The sequence below is a fragment of the Phreatobacter oligotrophus genome (assembly GCF_003046185.1).
Classification (GTDB): Bacteria; Pseudomonadota; Alphaproteobacteria; order Rhizobiales; family Phreatobacteraceae; genus Phreatobacter; species Phreatobacter oligotrophus.
On the sequence record NZ_PZZL01000004.1, the window covers coordinates 236,484 to 252,982 of the forward strand.

At 68.2% G+C, this 16,499-nt stretch carries 15 protein-coding genes; 10 read left to right on the top strand and 5 right to left on the bottom strand.

Annotated features, from left to right (window positions below):
* The first annotated feature begins 12 nt into the window (after positions 1-12).
* From C8P69_RS10940 to sseA, 4 genes are all read left to right on the top strand, one after another.
* The gene (locus C8P69_RS10940; RefSeq protein WP_108177008.1) at positions 13-1,266 is read left to right on the top strand and encodes an SAM-dependent methyltransferase; all 1,254 of its coding nucleotides are present in this window, start codon (positions 13-15) and stop codon (positions 1,264-1,266) included.
* A gap of 88 nt (positions 1,267-1,354) precedes the next feature.
* Positions 1,355-2,395, top strand: a complete 1,041-nt coding sequence (locus C8P69_RS10945; protein ID WP_108177010.1) for a cysteine synthase A — start codon at positions 1,355-1,357, stop codon at positions 2,393-2,395.
* The gene (locus tag C8P69_RS10950) at positions 2,395-3,114 is read left to right on the top strand and encodes an alanyl-tRNA editing protein (protein WP_108177012.1); all 720 of its coding nucleotides are present in this window, start codon (positions 2,395-2,397) and stop codon (positions 3,112-3,114) included. The genes C8P69_RS10945 and C8P69_RS10950 overlap by 1 nt, the downstream gene beginning before the upstream one ends.
* A gap of 6 nt (positions 3,115-3,120) precedes the next feature.
* Positions 3,121-3,984 (top strand): 3-mercaptopyruvate sulfurtransferase, encoded by an 864-nt coding sequence (gene sseA, locus C8P69_RS10955; RefSeq protein ID WP_425440758.1) that lies wholly within the window; start codon positions 3,121-3,123, stop codon positions 3,982-3,984.
* 72 nt (positions 3,985-4,056) lie between these two features.
* Here sseA and C8P69_RS10960 read toward each other — a convergent pair whose 3' ends face one another.
* From C8P69_RS10960 to C8P69_RS10975, 4 genes are all read right to left on the bottom strand, one after another.
* Positions 4,057-4,830, bottom strand: a complete 774-nt coding sequence (locus C8P69_RS10960; RefSeq protein ID WP_108177016.1) for an amino acid ABC transporter ATP-binding protein — start codon at positions 4,828-4,830, stop codon at positions 4,057-4,059.
* A gap of 35 nt (positions 4,831-4,865) precedes the next feature.
* Complete coding sequence (locus C8P69_RS10965) at positions 4,866-6,197, bottom strand: amino acid ABC transporter permease (protein WP_108177506.1); 1,332 nt, start codon at positions 6,195-6,197, stop codon at positions 4,866-4,868.
* A gap of 16 nt (positions 6,198-6,213) precedes the next feature.
* Positions 6,214-7,407, bottom strand: a complete 1,194-nt coding sequence (locus C8P69_RS10970) for an amino acid ABC transporter permease (protein WP_108177018.1) — start codon at positions 7,405-7,407, stop codon at positions 6,214-6,216.
* A 133-nt stretch (positions 7,408-7,540) separates the two neighbouring features.
* On the bottom strand, positions 7,541-8,569 hold the full coding sequence (locus tag C8P69_RS10975) for an amino acid ABC transporter substrate-binding protein (RefSeq protein ID WP_108177020.1): 1,029 nt from the start codon (positions 8,567-8,569) through the stop codon (positions 7,541-7,543).
* Positions 8,570-8,805: 236 nt separating this feature from the next.
* Here C8P69_RS10975 and metC point away from each other — a divergent pair, with 236 nt between their 5' ends.
* A complete protein-coding gene (gene metC, locus C8P69_RS10980) occupies positions 8,806-9,987 on the top strand; it encodes a cystathionine beta-lyase (RefSeq protein ID WP_108177022.1) in 1,182 nt (393 codons plus the stop codon).
* Here metC and C8P69_RS10985 read toward each other — a convergent pair whose 3' ends face one another.
* Positions 9,988-10,854: a phosphatase PAP2 family protein gene (locus C8P69_RS10985; protein WP_170118209.1), complete on the bottom strand. Its 867-nt coding sequence runs from the start codon at positions 10,852-10,854 to the stop codon at positions 9,988-9,990.
* Between the two features lie 137 nt (positions 10,855-10,991).
* Here C8P69_RS10985 and C8P69_RS10990 point away from each other — a divergent pair, with 137 nt between their 5' ends.
* From C8P69_RS10990 to C8P69_RS11010, 5 genes are all read left to right on the top strand, one after another.
* On the top strand, positions 10,992-11,528 hold the full coding sequence (locus C8P69_RS10990; protein WP_108177026.1) for a VUT family protein: 537 nt from the start codon (positions 10,992-10,994) through the stop codon (positions 11,526-11,528).
* Positions 11,529-11,618: 90 nt separating this feature from the next.
* Positions 11,619-12,401, top strand: a complete 783-nt coding sequence (locus C8P69_RS10995; RefSeq protein ID WP_108177028.1) for an SDR family NAD(P)-dependent oxidoreductase — start codon at positions 11,619-11,621, stop codon at positions 12,399-12,401.
* Between the two features lie 109 nt (positions 12,402-12,510).
* Entirely contained in the window at positions 12,511-13,761 is a 1,251-nt protein-coding gene (locus tag C8P69_RS11000; RefSeq protein WP_108177030.1) for an aminopeptidase, read from the top strand.
* Positions 13,762-13,918: 157 nt separating this feature from the next.
* Positions 13,919-14,335, top strand: a complete 417-nt coding sequence (locus C8P69_RS11005; RefSeq protein WP_108177032.1) for a c-type cytochrome — start codon at positions 13,919-13,921, stop codon at positions 14,333-14,335.
* Between the two features lie 137 nt (positions 14,336-14,472).
* Positions 14,473-16,425, top strand: a complete 1,953-nt coding sequence (locus tag C8P69_RS11010; protein ID WP_108177034.1) for a hybrid sensor histidine kinase/response regulator — start codon at positions 14,473-14,475, stop codon at positions 16,423-16,425.
* Positions 16,426-16,499 lie beyond the last annotated feature (74 nt).

The following is a 16,499-nucleotide window of genomic DNA, read 5'->3' on the forward strand; positions in this document are numbered from 1 at the left end:
GGCGCAGTCCCGATGAGCATCACCGACCAACGCCACTCCTTTGCCGACACGATCGAGGTCACGCGCGACACGCTGCGGCGAGCCACCGCCGGCCTGCCCTCGCTGCTGCGCCTCGCCCTCGGCTATCCCCTCGCGATCCGCTACGGCCAGCTCACCATGCGGCTGCCGGACGGGCGCCGCCTGCTCTTCCGCGGCACGGAGCCCGGTCCGCAGGCCGAGATGATCGTCAACGATTTCGGCTTCGCCCGCCGGCTCATCCTCGACGGCGACCTTGGTTTCGCCGAGGCCTTCATCCGCCGCGAATGGGATACGCCCGACCTGTCGGGCTTCCTCAATTTCTTCGCGGTCAACATGCACGCGGTGCGCAACCTCACGCGCTATAACCCGCTGGCGCGCCTGCTCCATCAGCTGCGGCACTGGCGCAACCGCAACACGCGCAGCCAGGCGCGGCGCAACATCGCCGCCCATTATGACCTCGGCAACGCCTTCTACCGGGCCTGGCTCGACCCGAGCATGACCTATTCCTCCGGGCTCTTCGTCACCGGAACGGAGACGCTGGAGGAGGCGCAGCTCGCCAAATATCGCCGTCTTGCCCGCGAGCTCGCGCTGAAGCCGGACGACCACGTGCTCGAAATCGGCTGCGGCTGGGGCGGCTTCGCCGAGGTCGCCGCCAGGGAGTTCGGCGCCAAGGTCACCGGCCTGACCCTGTCGCAGGAGCAGTTCGACTACGCCACCGAGCGCATGGCCCGTCTCGGCCTGTCCGACCGGGTCACCATCAAGCTGCAGGACTACCGCGACGAGACCGGCCGCTATGACGCCGTCGCCTCCATCGAGATGTTCGAGGCGGTGGGCAAGGAATTCTGGCCGACCTATTTCGACCGCATCGCCGCCTGCCTTGCCCCCGGCGGGCGGGCCGGCCTGCAGGTCATCACCATCGACGAGAGCTATTGGGAGGGCTACCAGCGCGAGATCGACTTCATCCGCGCCTATATCTTCCCCGGCGGGATGCTGCCGACGCCGACCCACATGCGCGACCTGCCGCGCGCCAGCGGGCTCACCCTCGACACCGACCTGTCCTTCGGCCGCGACTATGCCCGCACGCTCCACGACTGGGCCGACCGGTTCACTGCCTCCTGGCCGTCGCTGGCGCCGCTCGGCTTCGACGAGCGCTTCCAGCGCATGTGGCTCTACTACCTCTTCTATTGCGAGGCGGGCTTCAACACGGGCGGCATCGATGTGCGGCAGATGGTCTATCGCCGCACCTGACCGCGGGCATTGACGCTTGGCGGGGTTGAGCGCGGATCGGGCCTCGGATAGCGTCCGCGGTCCCATCCACGCGCACCCCGCCGCGAGCATGACCATTCATCCCAACGTCGTCGCTGCGATCGGCAACACGCCGCTCATCAAGCTTGAACGCGCCAGCGAGGCGACCGGCTGCACCATTCTCGGCAAGGCCGAGTTCATGAACCCGGGCCAGTCCGTGAAGGACCGGGCGGCGCTCTACCTCGTGCGCGACGCCATGGCCAAGGGCCTCGTCCGCTCCGGCGGCACGATCGTCGAGGGCACGGCGGGGAACACCGGAATCGGCCTTGCCATGGTCGGCCGCGCGCTCGGCCTCGATTGCATCATCGTCATCCCCGAGACCCAGTCGAAGGAGAAGAAGGACACGCTGCGCCAGCTCGGCGCGAGCCTCATCGAGGTTCCGGCGGCGCCCTATGCGAATCCGAACAATTTCGTCCGCGTCTCCGAACGCACGGCCGCGCGCCTCGCCGCCGAGAATCCGAACGGCGCCTTCTGGGCCAACCAGTTCGACAATGTCGCCAACCGCCAGTCCCATATCGAGACCACCGGCCCGGAGATCTGGCGGGATACCAATGGCAAGATCGATGGCTTCATCTGCGCCATCGGCTCAGGCGGCACGCTGGCCGGCATCGCCATGGCGCTGAAGGAGCGCTCGCAGGCCATCACCATCGGCCTTGCCGACCCGATGGGCGCGGCGATGTATTCCTGGTTCACCCACGGCAAGCTGGAGGCCAGCGGCTCCTCGATCACCGAGGGCATCGGCCAGGGCCGGGTGACGAAGAATATCGAGGGCGCCCCGGTCGACGTCGCCTTCCAGATCCCCGACGAGGAAGCCATTCCCGTCATGTTCGACCTGCTCGAGCACGAGGGGCTCTGCGTCGGACCGTCGAGCGGCATCAACGTGGCGGGCGCCATCCGCCTTGCCCGCCATCTCGGGCCTGGGCACACGGTCGTGACGATCCTCTGCGACTACGGCTTCCGCTACGCTTCGAAAATCTACGATCCGGCATTCCTGCGCAGCCGCGGCCTGCCGGTGCCCCATTGGCTGGAGCGCGCGCCCCAGCCGCTGATCGACCTCGTTCCGGTGAGCTGATGCCGACCCTCTTCCTGTTCCGCGACGACGCCTATCTCGTTGAATGCGAGGCGACCGTCACCGAGGTCACCGAGAAGGATGGCAACGTCGCCGTCGGCCTCGACCGGACCGTCTTCTATCCGACCGGCGGCGGCCAGCCCGGCGATGCCGGGATGATCCGGGTGGGCGATGTGGACATCCCCGTCGCGACGGCCGTCTATGGCGCGACGAAGAGCGACATCCTCCACGTCCTGGCGCCGGGCGCGACGCCGCCGGCCGTCGGCTCGACCGTGCTGGCGCGGATCGACTGGCCGACCCGCCACAAGCGGATGCGCATGCACACGGGCCTGCACCTTCTGTCCGTCGCCCTGCCCTATCCCGTGACGGGCGGCTCCATCGGCACGGACGAGAGCCGGCTCGACTTCGACATTCCCGAGGCCGGGCTCGACAAGGACGCGATCACGGCGAAGCTCAACGCGCTCATCGCCACCGACGCCGCCGTGACCGAGCGCTGGATCACCGATGCCGAGCTCGAAGCCAATCCGGGCCTGGTCAAGACCATGAGCGTCAAGCCGCCCATGGGCTCCGGCCGCGTGCGGCTGGTCGACATCGCCGGCCTCGACCTGCAGCCTTGCGGCGGCACGCATGTGCGCCGCACCGGCGAGATCGGCCCCATGGCGGTCTCGGCAATCGAGAAAAAAGGCAAGCAGAACCGGCGCGTGCGCGTCGTGTTCGCCTGAGGAGGACTGCCCGTGACCACCCTGCCCTCGCCCTGGCTGCGCTCCACCGACTGGCTGGCCGAGCATCTCGACTACCCCGACCTCGTCATCCTCGACGGCAGCTATTTCCTGCCGACCCAGAAGCGTGACGCCGATGCCGAGTTCCTCGAGGCGCACATTCCCGGCGCCCAGCGCTTCGACATCGATGTGGTCAAGGATCCCGATTCCGACCTGCCGCACATGATGCCGCCGGCAACGGTCTTCTCGGCCGCCTGCCGCAAGCTCGGCATCGGCGACGGCAAGTCGATCCTCATCTACGACGCACTCGGCCTGTTCTCGGCCCCCCGCGTCTGGTGGATGTTCCGGAGCTACGGCGCCGAACGCGTCTTCATCCTCGACGGTGGCCTGCCGAAGTGGATCGCCGAAGGCCGTCCCGTTGAGAGCGGCCCGGCGCGCAACCGCGAGCCCCGCCACTTCACGCCCCGCCGCAACCACGGCGCCGTCGCCGATCTCGGCGACGTCAAGAAGGCTCTCGCCGGCGGCAAGGTGCAGGTGGTCGACGCCCGGCCCGCCGACCGCTTCCGCGGTGAGGCGCCCGAGCCGCGCGCGGGCCTGCGCGGCGGCCACATGCCCGGCGCCCTCAACGTGCCCTCCTCGGCCCTCGTCGAGAACGGCCGGCTCGTCTCGCAGGAGCGCATCCGCGACGCCTTCACCTCCGCCGGCGTCGATCTCGACCGTCCCGTCATCACCAGCTGCGGCTCCGGCGTCTCGGCTGGCATCCTCTGGCTCGGCCTCGACGCCCTCGGCAAGCAGCCGGCGGGCCTCTATGACGGCTCCTGGAGCGAATGGGGCGGCCGCGAGGATTGCCCGGTGGTCACCGGGCCGGCCTGACCTCCACAGAACCTGTACCAACAAAAAAGGGCGCCGCGAGGCGCCCTTTCCGTATCCGGAGGACCAGAGGCCTCAGTGCAGGATCTGGCTGAGGAAGAGCTTGGTGCGCTCGTGCTGCGGGTTCGAGAAGAAGGCGTTCGGCTCGTTCATCTCGATGATCTGCCCGTAGTCCATGAAGATGACGCGGTTGGCGACCTGGCGGGCGAAGCCCATCTCGTGGGTGACGCAGAGCATGGTCATGCCCTCTTCGGCGAGGCCCACCATGGTGTCGAGCACCTCCTTGACCATTTCCGGATCGAGGGCCGAGGTCGGCTCGTCGAACAGCATGATCTTCGGGCTCATGCACAGCGCGCGGGCGATGGCGACGCGCTGCTGCTGGCCGCCCGAGAGCTGGCCGGGATACTTGTTGGCCTGCTCGGGGATGCGCACCCGCTTGAGGTAGTGCATCGCCACCTCCTCGGCCTCCTTCTTCGGCATCTTCTTCACCCAGATCGGGGCGAGCGTGCAATTCTCGAGGATGGTGAGGTGCGGGAAGAGGTTGAAGTGCTGGAACACCATGCCGACCTCGCGACGGATTTCGTCGATCTTCTTGAGGTCGTTGGTGAGCTCGATGCCGTCGACGACGATCTTGCCCTGCTGGTGCTCCTCCAGCCGGTTGATGCAGCGGATCATGGTCGACTTGCCGGAGCCCGACGGGCCGCAAATGACGATGCGCTCGCCGCGATGGACGGTCAGGTTGATGTCCTTCAGCACGTGGAACTCGCCGTACCACTTGTGCATGCCGGTGATGGACACCGCGACTTCGTTGGTGGTGGTCGGCATACGGGCCGCGGCCTGGCTGCTCATGCAGGACTCCTGTTGGAACGACGGAACGCGCGCTGTCAGCGGCGGCGACCGGTATTGAGACGATTTTCGACGAAGATCGAATAGCGTGACATGAAGTAGCAGAAGGCGAAGTAGATGATGCCGGCGAAGGCGAAGCCCGTGTAGAGGGTCACCGGGCTCGCCCATTGCGGGTCGGTGAAGCCGGCCCGCATGCCGCCGAGCAGGTCGAAGATCGCGACGATCGAGACCAGCGTCGTGTCCTTGAACAGGCCGATGAAGGCGTTGACGATGCCGGGAATGACCAGCTTCAGCGCCTGCGGCATGACGATGAGGCCCATCATCCGCGGATAGTTGAGGCCGAGCGCCATGGCACCCTCGAACTGGCCCTTGGGGATCGCCTGCAGGCCGCCGCGGATCGTCTCGGCCATGTAGGCGCCGGAGAAGATCGACACGCCGACCAGCACGCGCACCATGGCGTCGGGCGAGCGCTCCAGGAACAGCGGCAGCATGTAGGTGGCGAAGAACAGCACGGTGATGAGCGGCACGCCGCGCACCAGCTCGATGATTGCCACCGACAGGAAGCGGATGATCGGCATCTTCGAGCGACGGCCGAGCGCCAGGGCGACGCCGATGGGCAGCGCCGCCACGATGCCGACCGTGGCCACGACCAGTGTCACCAGGAGGCCGCCCCACTGGCGCGTCTCGACCACCGGCAGTTCCGGTACGGCGAACATGCCGGACCGCACGATCAGCAGCGCGGCCACGCCGGCCGCGAGAGCCCCGGCGCCATATTTCAACAGGAACTCGTTCGCCCCACCCTCGGCGCGGCTCATCAGGTAGGCGACGAGGAGGCTGATGCCGGCGAGAACAGCCAGCCAGCCCAGCACGACCAGCCAGGGATTGAGGATCGACCCGCCATAGAGAAGGTTGAACGCGAGGATCGGGAAGGCGCCGAAGAACAGCACCGCGTTCAGCGCCTTGTAGGGCACCGACGGGATCAGCAGCGGCGTAAGCAGCGCAATCGCGATGATGCCGGTGAGATCCACCCGCCAGCGATGCTCGACGGGATAGAACCCGTACATGAACTGGCCGAACTTCGCCCAGACGAAGGGCCAGCAGGCCCCGACCGACCGGCCGACCTTCTCGTCGAGGCAGGCGTCGCGGTCTGCGCCGGTCCACACCGCCCGGATGATCGTGAAATCGACGAAGGTCCAGACGAGCTTGTAGGCGATGTAGGCCCCGACCAGCGTCAGGAGCGCCTGGAGCGGGCTCGAAAGCAGGTTGGCGCGCACCCAGCCGATCGGGCCGACGAGGCTCGCCGGGGGCGGCAGCGGCTGGAGGATCTCGCCGCGGGTGAAGGAGGACGGGTTGGCGGTCGTGTTCTGCATCGTCATCGCGCGGACCTCAGCGTTCCACCAGCGCGATGCGCGAGTTGTACCAGTTCATGAAGACCGACGTGACGATGGAGATGGTGAGGTAGCAGGCCATCCACATGCCGATGATCTCCATCGCCTGGCCGGTCTGGTTGAGGATGGTACCGCCGACCGAGACCATGTCGGGATAGCCGATGCCCACCGCGAGCGAGGAGTTCTTGGTCAGGTTCAGGTACTGGCTTGTCAGCGGCGGGATGATCACCCGCAGCGCCTGCGGGATGACGATGAGATTGAGGATGCGGCCCTCGGCAAGGCCCAGCGAGCGGCCGGCCTCGGTCTGGCCATGGCTCACCGCCTGGATGCCGGCGCGGACGATCTCCCCGATGAAGGCCGCGGTATAGGCGACGAGAGCGAGCGTCAGGGCGACGAACTCGGGGATCAGGGTCATGCCGCCGGCGAGGTTGAAGCGGCCCTGCTGCGCGTAGTCGAAGGAAACCGGCATGCCCGCGGCGAGATAGGCCAGGATCGGCAGGCCGAGGATCAGGCCCGACATGGTCGCGAAGACCGGAAACTGCTGGCCGGTTTCGGCCTGGCGCTTCCTGGCCCAGCTGCGCACCAGGAAGGCGGCGATGATGCCGACGATCAGGGCGATGCCGATGACGCCGGATCCGGCCTCGAAGACCGGCTTCGGCACGGTGATTCCGCGCTGGTTGGCGAAGAACAGCCCAAAGAGCGAGTAGGAGTTGCGCGGGGTCGGCATGGCCGCGAGCACCGCGAGATACCAGAACAGGATCTGGAAGAGCAGCGGCAGGTTGCGGATGATCTCGACGTACCAGTAGGCGATCTTGGAAATCACCCAGTTCGGCGAGAGGCGCGCGACGCCCACGATGAAGCCGAGGATGGTGGCGAAGAAGATGCCGACGACGGCGACCAGCAGCGTGTTCAGCAGGCCGATGACGAAGGCCCGCCCGTAGGACATCGATTCCGCCCAGGGGATCAGGGTCTGCGAGATCCCGAAGCCAGCGGTCTTGTCGAGGAAGCCGAACCCGCCGGCAATGCGCTGGTTCGTCAGGTTCGTCACGGCATTGGACGCCGCCGAGTAGAACACGAACACCAGAAGGGCGAGCGCGATGCCCTGGAAGATGAGGCTCCGCACCTTTGGGTCGTTGAAGAACGCCACTTTGGGCGCACCGCCCCCGCGAGCCGGCAACGTGCCGTCCGTCATATCGCCATCCCCTGCTCTGGTCCGGTGCGTGCCCCCTCGATGGAGGGCGGTTGTCTGCACCGGGTGCCGTTCCGGATCGTGGACCCGGAACGGCGATGCTGTCCAGCGGTTATCGCTGATTATTTAGGCGCGCTCAACGGATGGGCGGAGCGTACTGCAGACCGCCCTTGTTCCACAGGGCGTTGAGGCCGCGCGAGATGCCGAGGCGGGTCGAGGGACCGATGTTGCGGTCGAAGACCTCGGCATAGTTGCCGACATGGCGGACGATGCGGACCACCCAGTCGCGGCTCAGGCCGAGGGCCTCGCCGAAATTGCCCTCGGTGCCGAGCGTGCGGCGGATCTCGGGGTTGGTGGACTGCAGCATCTGGTCGAGATTGGCCTTGGAGATGTTGAGCTCCTCGGCGGTGATCATCGCGTAGTGGGTCCACTTCACGATGTCGAACCACTGGTCGTCACCATGGCGAACGACCGGGCCGAGCGGCTCCTTCGAGATGATCTCGGGAAGCACCATGTGGTCGTCGGGCTTGGCGAGCTTCACGCGCTCGGCATAGAGGCCCGAAGCGTCGGTGGTGAACACGTCGCAGCGACCGGCATCATAGGCCTTGATGGTCTCGTCGGCGGTGGCGAACACGACCGGCTCGAACTTCAGGTTGTTGGTGCGGAAGAAGTCCGCGACGTTGAGCTCGGTGGTGGTGCCGGTCTGCACGCAGATCGAGGCGCCGGACAGCTCACGGGCGCTCTTCACGTTCAGCGACTTGCGGACCATGAAGCCCTGGCCGTCATAGTAGTTGATGCCAGCGAAGTTCAGGCCGAGCGCGGTGTCGCGCTGGATGGTCCAGGTCGAGTTGCGCGACAGCACGTCCACTTCGCCCGACTGCAGGGCGGTGAAGCGATCCTTCGCCGAGAGCGGCGAGAAGCGCACCTTGGTCGGGTCGTTGAAGATCGCCGCCGCGAGCGCGCGGCAGAAATCGACGTCGAGGCCGGTCCAGTTGCCGGCGCTGTCGGGCAGCGAGAAGCCGGCGAGGCCCTGGCTCACGCCACACTGGACGAAGCCCTTGTTCTGGATGTTGCGGAGAGTCGTCGACGGCGCCTGGGCCAGCGCGGCCGAGGCTCCGAGGCCCAGCGCGGCTCCGAGCGCGAGTGTCGATACGATTCGCTTCATGGTGACAGCCTTTCCCATTCTGGTTGTGGCTTGGTTTTTGTCCGTCGCGGGCCGCCCCCTCGGGCGCTGCCTCCCGGACCTGTTGCCCGGAAGACCCCGCATATCTGCATCACAGGCCATCTTGAAACGGGGGTCAAGGCCTTGACGAGCGAACGGAAGACCGCCGACAAGCCCGAGTCCCATCGCGAGGCGCAGCGCCGCCACGCTCCTTTCCTTCCCCAACGTCAGAGGCAGGCATGGCTGGCCCGTCCGATCCCAAGACCCTGTCCGAGCGCACCCGCCTGGTGCTCGGGGGCCGCCATCCCGCCGACCAGTATGGCTTCGTCAACACGCCGATCTATCGCGGTTCGACGGTGCTCTACCCGACCTACGAGGAGCTGAAGGCCCGCCGCCAGAAATACGTCTATGGCACCAAGGGCACGCCGACGACCAAGGCGCTGGAAGAAGCCTGGACCGACATTTCCGGCGCCGCGGGCACCGTGATCGTGCCGTCGGGCCTTGCCGCCATCGCCATCGCGCTGCAGTCCTGCCTCAAAGCCGGCGACCACATGCTGGTCACGGACTCGGTCTATCGCCCCACCCGCCAGTATGCCGACGGCGTGCTGAAGCGCTTCGGGGTGGAGACCACCTATTATGACCCGCTTATCGGCGCCGGCATCGCCGACCTGATCCGCCCCAACACCACGGTGGTCTTCACCGAGGCGCCGGGGTCCCAGTCCTTCGAGATGCAGGACATCCCGGCCATCGCGGAGGCCGCCCATGCCAAGGGCGCCCTGGTCGTGATGGACAATACCTGGGCGACGCCGCTCTATTTCCCGCCGCATGAGCGCGGCGTGGACATCGCCATCGAGGCCGGCACCAAATATCTCGGCGGCCATTCCGACCTGCTCATGGGCCTCGTCACCGCCAATGCGCGCGCCTATCCGGCCCTGCGCGAGACCTTCGACCTCACGGCGATCGGTGCTGGCCCCGAGGATTGCTTCCTCGCCCTGCGCGGCCTGCGCACCATGAAGCTGCGCCTCGATGAGGCCAACCGCCAGGGCATGGCCATGGCGGAGTGGCTCGCCGGCCGGCCCGAGGTGAAGACGGTCCTGCACCCGGCCTTCCCGTCCCATCCCGGCCACGCCATCTGGAAGCGCGACTTCAAGGGCGCCTCGGGCCTGTTCTCGGTGATCCTGCATCCCGCCAGCGAGAAGCAGCTCGCCGCCTTCCTCGACGGGCTGGAGCTCTTCGGCATGGGCTATTCCTGGGGCGGCTACGAGAGCCTCGTCGTGCCCTTCGACTGCGCGCCCTACCGCAGCGCCACGAGCTGGAACCCGGGCGGCCCGGCCCTGCGCTTCCAGATCGGCCTCGAGGATGTGAAGGACCTGCAGGCCGATCTCGCCGCCGGTTTCGAGCGGATGAAGGCCGCGGCCTGATCAGCCGCGCAGGCGCCGCCAGACCTGGGCGAGCGCCTGGCGCAGCCTGTGCCGGGGCATCGGCACGGGCGCCCGGTGCGGCAGGGGCGAGAAGACGAGACCGCGGCGCGCGAACCAGTCGCGCGTCATCACCGTGAACCACGCGCCCCACAGCGAACCGGCGACGATGTCGGTGAAATAGTGCGCATCCACCGCGACGCGGCTGAAGGCGACGATCACCGCCAGCACGATGAAGGTGTTGCGGAAGCGCGGGAACAGCGCGGCGAAGGACAGCGCGATGGCAAACGCCGTCTGCGAATGGCCCGAGGGGAAGCTCGCATAGGACGCCTGCCAGGTCGGAAACTGGAAGTGCAGCGCGCCGAACTCGTCGAAATAGCGCGGCCGCCCGCGGGCGATGATGCGCTTGACGATGGTGACGATCAGCCCCGAGCCGCCGACCGCGATGAAGACAAAGGCGAGCCGGGCGGCGAGCGCCAGCATGACCCTGTCGGCGAAGCGGCGCGCCGGCGTGACGACCGCCAGGATCACCAGCAGCAGAACGCCGCTCGGAATGAGCACCCAGGCGGACTTGCCGACATCGGTGACGAGCTCCCAGGCGAAGGCCCAGCCGCCGCGCGTCCAGGCCCGCACACCGATCACGACCGGGTCGATATAGACCATGCCCGCGATCACCAGCGCCAACCCGAGGGCCGCGGCGGCGAAACGCTCGGGCCAGCCGGGAAAGATCCGCAGCGCCGGCGAGGCGAGCGGGCGAACCGGGCGGAACAGGCGCTCCACCCCGGCCCGCAAAGCAAGGCCGAAATCGGTCAGGCGCTGACCGGCCGTCCGCGGCGGCTCCGCGGCACTTGGGTCGAAGGAAGTGGTCATGCCCCCTCCTCTAGGCCAAATCGCGCCGCCGGTCATCCGCACAGGACCAGACCTCTTGCCGCGGTGCACACATCGCGTGACCTCAGGCGCCGGACGGAGTATGGAGGCGCCTTTCCCGTTCCACCTCACGGCCAGCCATGCTCGGATATCTCGCCCTCGCCGGCTTCGTCGCCACCATTCCCGCCGCCAACTGGCTGATCGGCAATCTCGGCACGACCTGCGTGCCCAATGGCCCCTGCCTCATTCCCGTCGGCTTCGGCCTGATGGCGCCGAGCGGCGTGCTGATGATCGGCCTCGCCCTGGTGCTGCGCGACCTCGTCCAGCGCCGCCTCGGCCTCGTCTGGTCGCTCGCAGGCATCGTCGCCGGCGCAGCGCTGTCCTGGGCCGTCGCGGCCCCTGCCCTCGCCCTCGCCTCGGCCTGTGCCTTCCTGTTCTCGGAGCTCGCCGATACGGCGGTCTACACCCCGCTCGCCCGCAAGCGCCTCATTGCCGCCGTCTGGGCCTCGAGCCTCGTCGGCACGGTGATCGATTCCACGCTGTTCCTCTGGCTCGCCTTCGGATCGGTGCAGCTGCTCCCGGGCCTGGTCCTCGGCAAGATGTGGATGGTGGCGCTGGCGACCCTCGTCCTGTGGCTGATCCGCCGCCGCGAGACCTCCACGGCCACCGCGGCCTGAGCCCCTCCCTCCGTCGGCCCGGTTGACGGCCGGGCCACCGCGCCGGTCCCATGGCGGACAGGCGCCGGCAGCGCGCGACGGAGGACCGCCATGACCCAGATCTTTGACCTCTCCGGCCGTGTGGCCATCGTCACCGGCGGCAATGGCGGCATCGGGCTCGGGATGGCGGAGGCCCTGGTCGGTGCGGGATGCGCCGTCTCCATCTGGGGCCGCAACCGCGAGAAGACGGAAGCGGCGGTGTCGCGCCTGAAGGCGACCGGCGGCCAGGTCGAGGGCCGAACCTGCGATGTCACCGACCCCGCCTCCATCGAGGCGGCCTTCGCCGCGACCCTCGCCGCCCTCGGCCGGGTCGACGGCTTCTTCGCCAATGCCGGGGTCACCGGCGAGAGCAAGGGCCCCTTCGTCGATCGCGATTTCGGCGAATGGCAGCGGCTGATGACCGCCAATGTCGAGGGTGTCGCCCGCGGTTTCCAGCTCGCCGCCCGCCACATGGTGGCCCGTGCCAAGGCCGGTGATCCCTTTGGCCGCCTGGTCGCCACCTCCTCCGTCGCCTCCATCGAAGGCGCCGCCTACAACGAGCACTATGGCGCCTCGAAGGGCGCACTGAACGCCTTCGTGCGGGCCATTGCGGTCGAGCTCGCCCGCCACGGCATCACCGCCAACACCATCCTGCCGGGCTGGATCGAGACCGACATGACCGCCCGCGCCCTCGCCGACGAGAAATTCGTCAAGGCCGTCTCGCCGCGCATTCCGGTGCGGCGTTTCGGCACGCCGGCGGATTTCGGCGGCATGGCTGTCTTCCTGATGAGCCGGTCCTCGTCCTACATGACCGGGCAGACCCTCGTCATCGACGGCGGCTACAGCATCTTCTGACGGCAGGGCGGCGCGTCCCGCGGCGCGCATGGCCGCTGCTTGCTCGGGTGGGTTGCCAGGCCGGTGACGCGTGGTCACCTTTCGCCGGCCCGCAACCAGGACCCCCGCCATGGACGCAGCACATCCCGCCCCCCGCATCGACGAGGCCCGGCTCGACAAGCTCGCGGAAGTCGCCGTCAGGATCGGCCTTCGCCTGCGCAAGGGCCAGGATCTCCTGCTCACCGGCTCCGCCGCCTCGCTGCCGCTCGTCCGGCGCATCGCCCGCCATGCCTATGAGGCCGGCGCCAATCTGGTGACGCCCATCCTGTCCGACGAGGAACTGACCCTCACCCGCTTCCGCCACGCCCAGACCGAGAGCTTCGATCGCGCTCCCGAGTGGCTCTATCGCGGCATGGCCGAGGCTTTCGGCGACAACACCGCTAGGCTTGCCGTCGTCGGCGACAATCCGATGCTGCTGGCGAACGAGGACCCCGACAAGGTCGCCCGCGCCAACCGCGCGACCTCGCGCGCCTACCAGCCGGCGCTGGAGAAGATCGCGGGCTTCGACATCAACTGGAACATCGTCGCCTATCCCGGCACGGCCTGGGCCAAGCTCGTCTTTCCCGACCTCGACGAGGCGACGGCGGTGGCGCGGCTGGCGGATGCCATTTTCGCCGCCTCGCGCGTCGATCAGGACGATCCGGTCGCGGCGTGGGAAGCCCATAACGCGGCGCTCGCCCGCCGCACCGCCTGGCTCAACGACCGGCGCTTCGCCGCCCTGCATTTCACCGGCCCCGGCACCGATCTGACCGTCGGCCTCGCCGACGATCACCTCTGGGAAGGCGGCGCCTCCACCGCCAAGAACGGCATCACCTGCAATCCCAACATCCCGACGGAGGAGGTTTTCACCACGCCCCACGCGCGGAAGGTGAGCGGCCATGTTTCCAGCACCAAGCCGCTGTCCTACCAGGGCACGCTGATCGAGGAGATCCGGGTGAGGTTCGACGAAGGCAGGATCGTCGAGGCCCATGCGAGCCGCGGCGAGCAGGTCCTCGCCAAGGTGCTCGACACCGATGAGGGCGCCCGTCGCCTCGGCGAGGTGGCGCTGGTGCCGCATTCCTCGCCCATCTCGAAGAGCGGCATCCTCTTCTACAACACGCTCTTCGACGAAAATGCCTCCTGCCACATCGCGCTCGGCCAGTGCTACGCCAAATGCTTCGTCAACGGCACCAGCCTCACGCCCGATGAGATCGCCGCCAGGGGCGGCAATCGCTCGCTCATTCATATCGACTGGATGATCGGCTCGGGCGAGGTCGACATCGACGGCATCACGGCCAGCGGTGAGCGGGTTGCGGTGTTCCGTCGCGGCGAATGGGCCTGATCGGGCGGAACCATCCGGTCAACGGGTGGTTCGAGGGTCATTGCCGTCATGGCAACGAATCCTATTTGCCGTTAGAACCGGGGCACCCCCCGGACGAGGCCGATGGCGATGCCATCGCCGCCGGCCTCACCAGCCACTTTTCGTCAGGACCCGCATCATGCGCATCGTCGCCGCCACGGCACTGTCCGTCTCTCTCTTCGCCGCTGTCGCGGCATCGCCCCTCTTCGCCCAGTCCGCCGGCGACCCGGCTGCCGGCGAGCGCGTCTTCGCCCAGTGCCGCGCCTGCCATCAGGTCGGCGAGACCGCCCGCAACGGCGTCGGCCCCAACCTCAACGGCCTGTTCGGCCGCAAGGCCGGCTCGGTCGAGGGCTTCAACTATTCGCCGGCCTTCAAGACGCCTGCCGTGGCCGAGAAGGTCTGGTCGCCGGAGAACTTCGCCGTCTACATCCGCAATCCCCGCGAGGTGACGCCCGGCACCCGCATGGTCTTCGCCGGTATCCGCAGCGACAACCAGATCGCCGATCTGACCGCCTACCTCCGCCAGTTCGCGGCGGACGGCAAGCGCACCCAGTGATCGCGCCGGCGGGCGGGAGACCGCCTCGCCTCTGACATCGTCTCGCGGCGGCCCTCGGGCCGCCGCTGTCGTCTTCGCTTTGGAACCAGTTTCCCGCCACGTGGTTGATCCCGTTGGTTCGCAATGGTGAGCACGACATGGCCGCAATCGGGCTGGGCGCTTTCGAGGACGATGCACGCTTCCGCCTGCTCGTCTCGGCGATCACGGATTACGCCATCTACCTCCTCGAACCCGACGGCACGGTCGCCTCCTGGAACACCGGCGCCGAGCGGATGAAGGGCTATGCGGCCGATGACGTGATCGGCCGCCATTTCTCGCTGTTCTATAGTGCCGAGGACCGGGCAGCCGGCCTGCCGCAGGCAGCCCTCGCCACCGCTCTCTCCGAAGGCACCTTCACCGCCGAGGGCCTGCGACAGCGCCGGGACGGCACGCGCTTCCCCGTCCATGTCACGCTCCATCCGATCCGCGACGCCGACGGCGTGCATGTTGGCTTCGCCAAGATCACCCGCGACCTCACCCCACAGAGGCGCGCCGAGGAGGCCCTGCGCGAAAGCGAGCAGCAGTTCCGCCTGCTGGTCCAGGGCGTCGTCGACTACGCCATCTACCTGCTCGATCCGACGGGGCGCGTGGTCAACTGGAACGCCGGGGCCGAGCGCATCAAGGGCTACTCCGCCGACGAGATCGTCGGCCGGCACTTCTCCCTCTTCTATCCGCAGGACGACCGGCTTGCCGGCGCGCCGGACCGCAACCTGCGCCGGGCGCTGGACGAAGGCCGCTACGAGGAGGAAGGCTGGCGCGTCCGCAAGGACGGCTCGACCTTCTTCGCCGCCGTGGTCATCGACCCGATCCACGACTCGGCGGGCCGCCATATCGGCTTCGGCAAGGTGACCCGCGACATCACCGAGCGGCGCGAGAACCAGGCGCAGCTCGAGGCGGCCCGCGCCGACCTGTTCCAGGCTCAGAAGATGGAGGCCGTCGGCCAGCTCACCGGCGGGATGGCCCATGATTTCAACAATCTCCTCATGGTCATCAGCAGCAGCCTGGAGCTGCTCCGCCGCAGGCTCGACCCAGCGGACGCCGCCGCCGCTCGCCTTGTCGAGAACGCCTCGCGCGCCGCCGAGCGCGGCTCGTCCCTGACCTCCCGGATGCTGGCCTTCGCCCGCCGGCAGGACATGCAGCGCCGGCTGGTCGACCCCGGAACGCTGGTGCGTGGCATGGCCGAGCTCCTCAACCACTCGGTTGGCCCGAGCGTCACGGTGGAGATGCGCCTGCCGCTGCGCCTGCCCTCCATCATCGCCGACCCTCACCAGCTCGAATCCAGCATCCTCAACCTCGCGGTCAACGCACGCGACGCCATGCCCGCCGGCGGGACCATGGTCGTCTCGACCGAACCGCGCGTGCTGGAGGCCGGCAATGCCCATGGACTGCCGGCCGGCACCTATGTCGCCATGGCCGTCTCCGACACCGGCACAGGCATGGACGCGCAGACGCTCGCCCGGGCCGTGGACCCGTTCTTCACCACCAAGGGCGTCGGCAAGGGCTCCGGGCTCGGCCTCTCCATGGTCCATGGCTTTGCCGAACAGCTCGGCGGAATGCTGCTGCTTGCAAGCTCAACCGGCGCGGGCACGACAGCGACGATCCTGCTGCCGGTGGCCCAGGACACGCGGCTCGGCGGGAAGTCCCCACGCGGCGACCACGATGCACCTGCCGCCGCCAATGCCCTCAAGGTCCTCGCCGTCGATGATGACTATCTCGTGCTGATGAACGTCACGACCATGCTGGAGGATCTCGGCCACGAGGTGATCGAGGCGGGCTCTGCCGCCGACGCCCTCGCTGCCCTCGCCGACGGCAAGCCCATCGACCTCGTGATCACCGACCACGCCATGCCGAAGATGACCGGGGCGGAGATGATCGCCGCGCTGCGCGAGGACCATCCGGCCATGCCGATCATCCTCGCCTCCGGCTATGCCGACATTCCCGGCGGGCCCCCGCCCGGCGTCGTGCGGCTGTCCAAGCCCTTCAGCCAGGGCGCGCTCGCCGCCGCCATCAGCGAGGCCCTCGGCAAACAGGCGAGGGTTGAGTGGCGCTAGGCGGGTTGGAACCGGCCGTCGCGGGGCGGGTTGGCTCCGCACCGTGACCGGTCCATCCCGGACCGGCAGGCCCC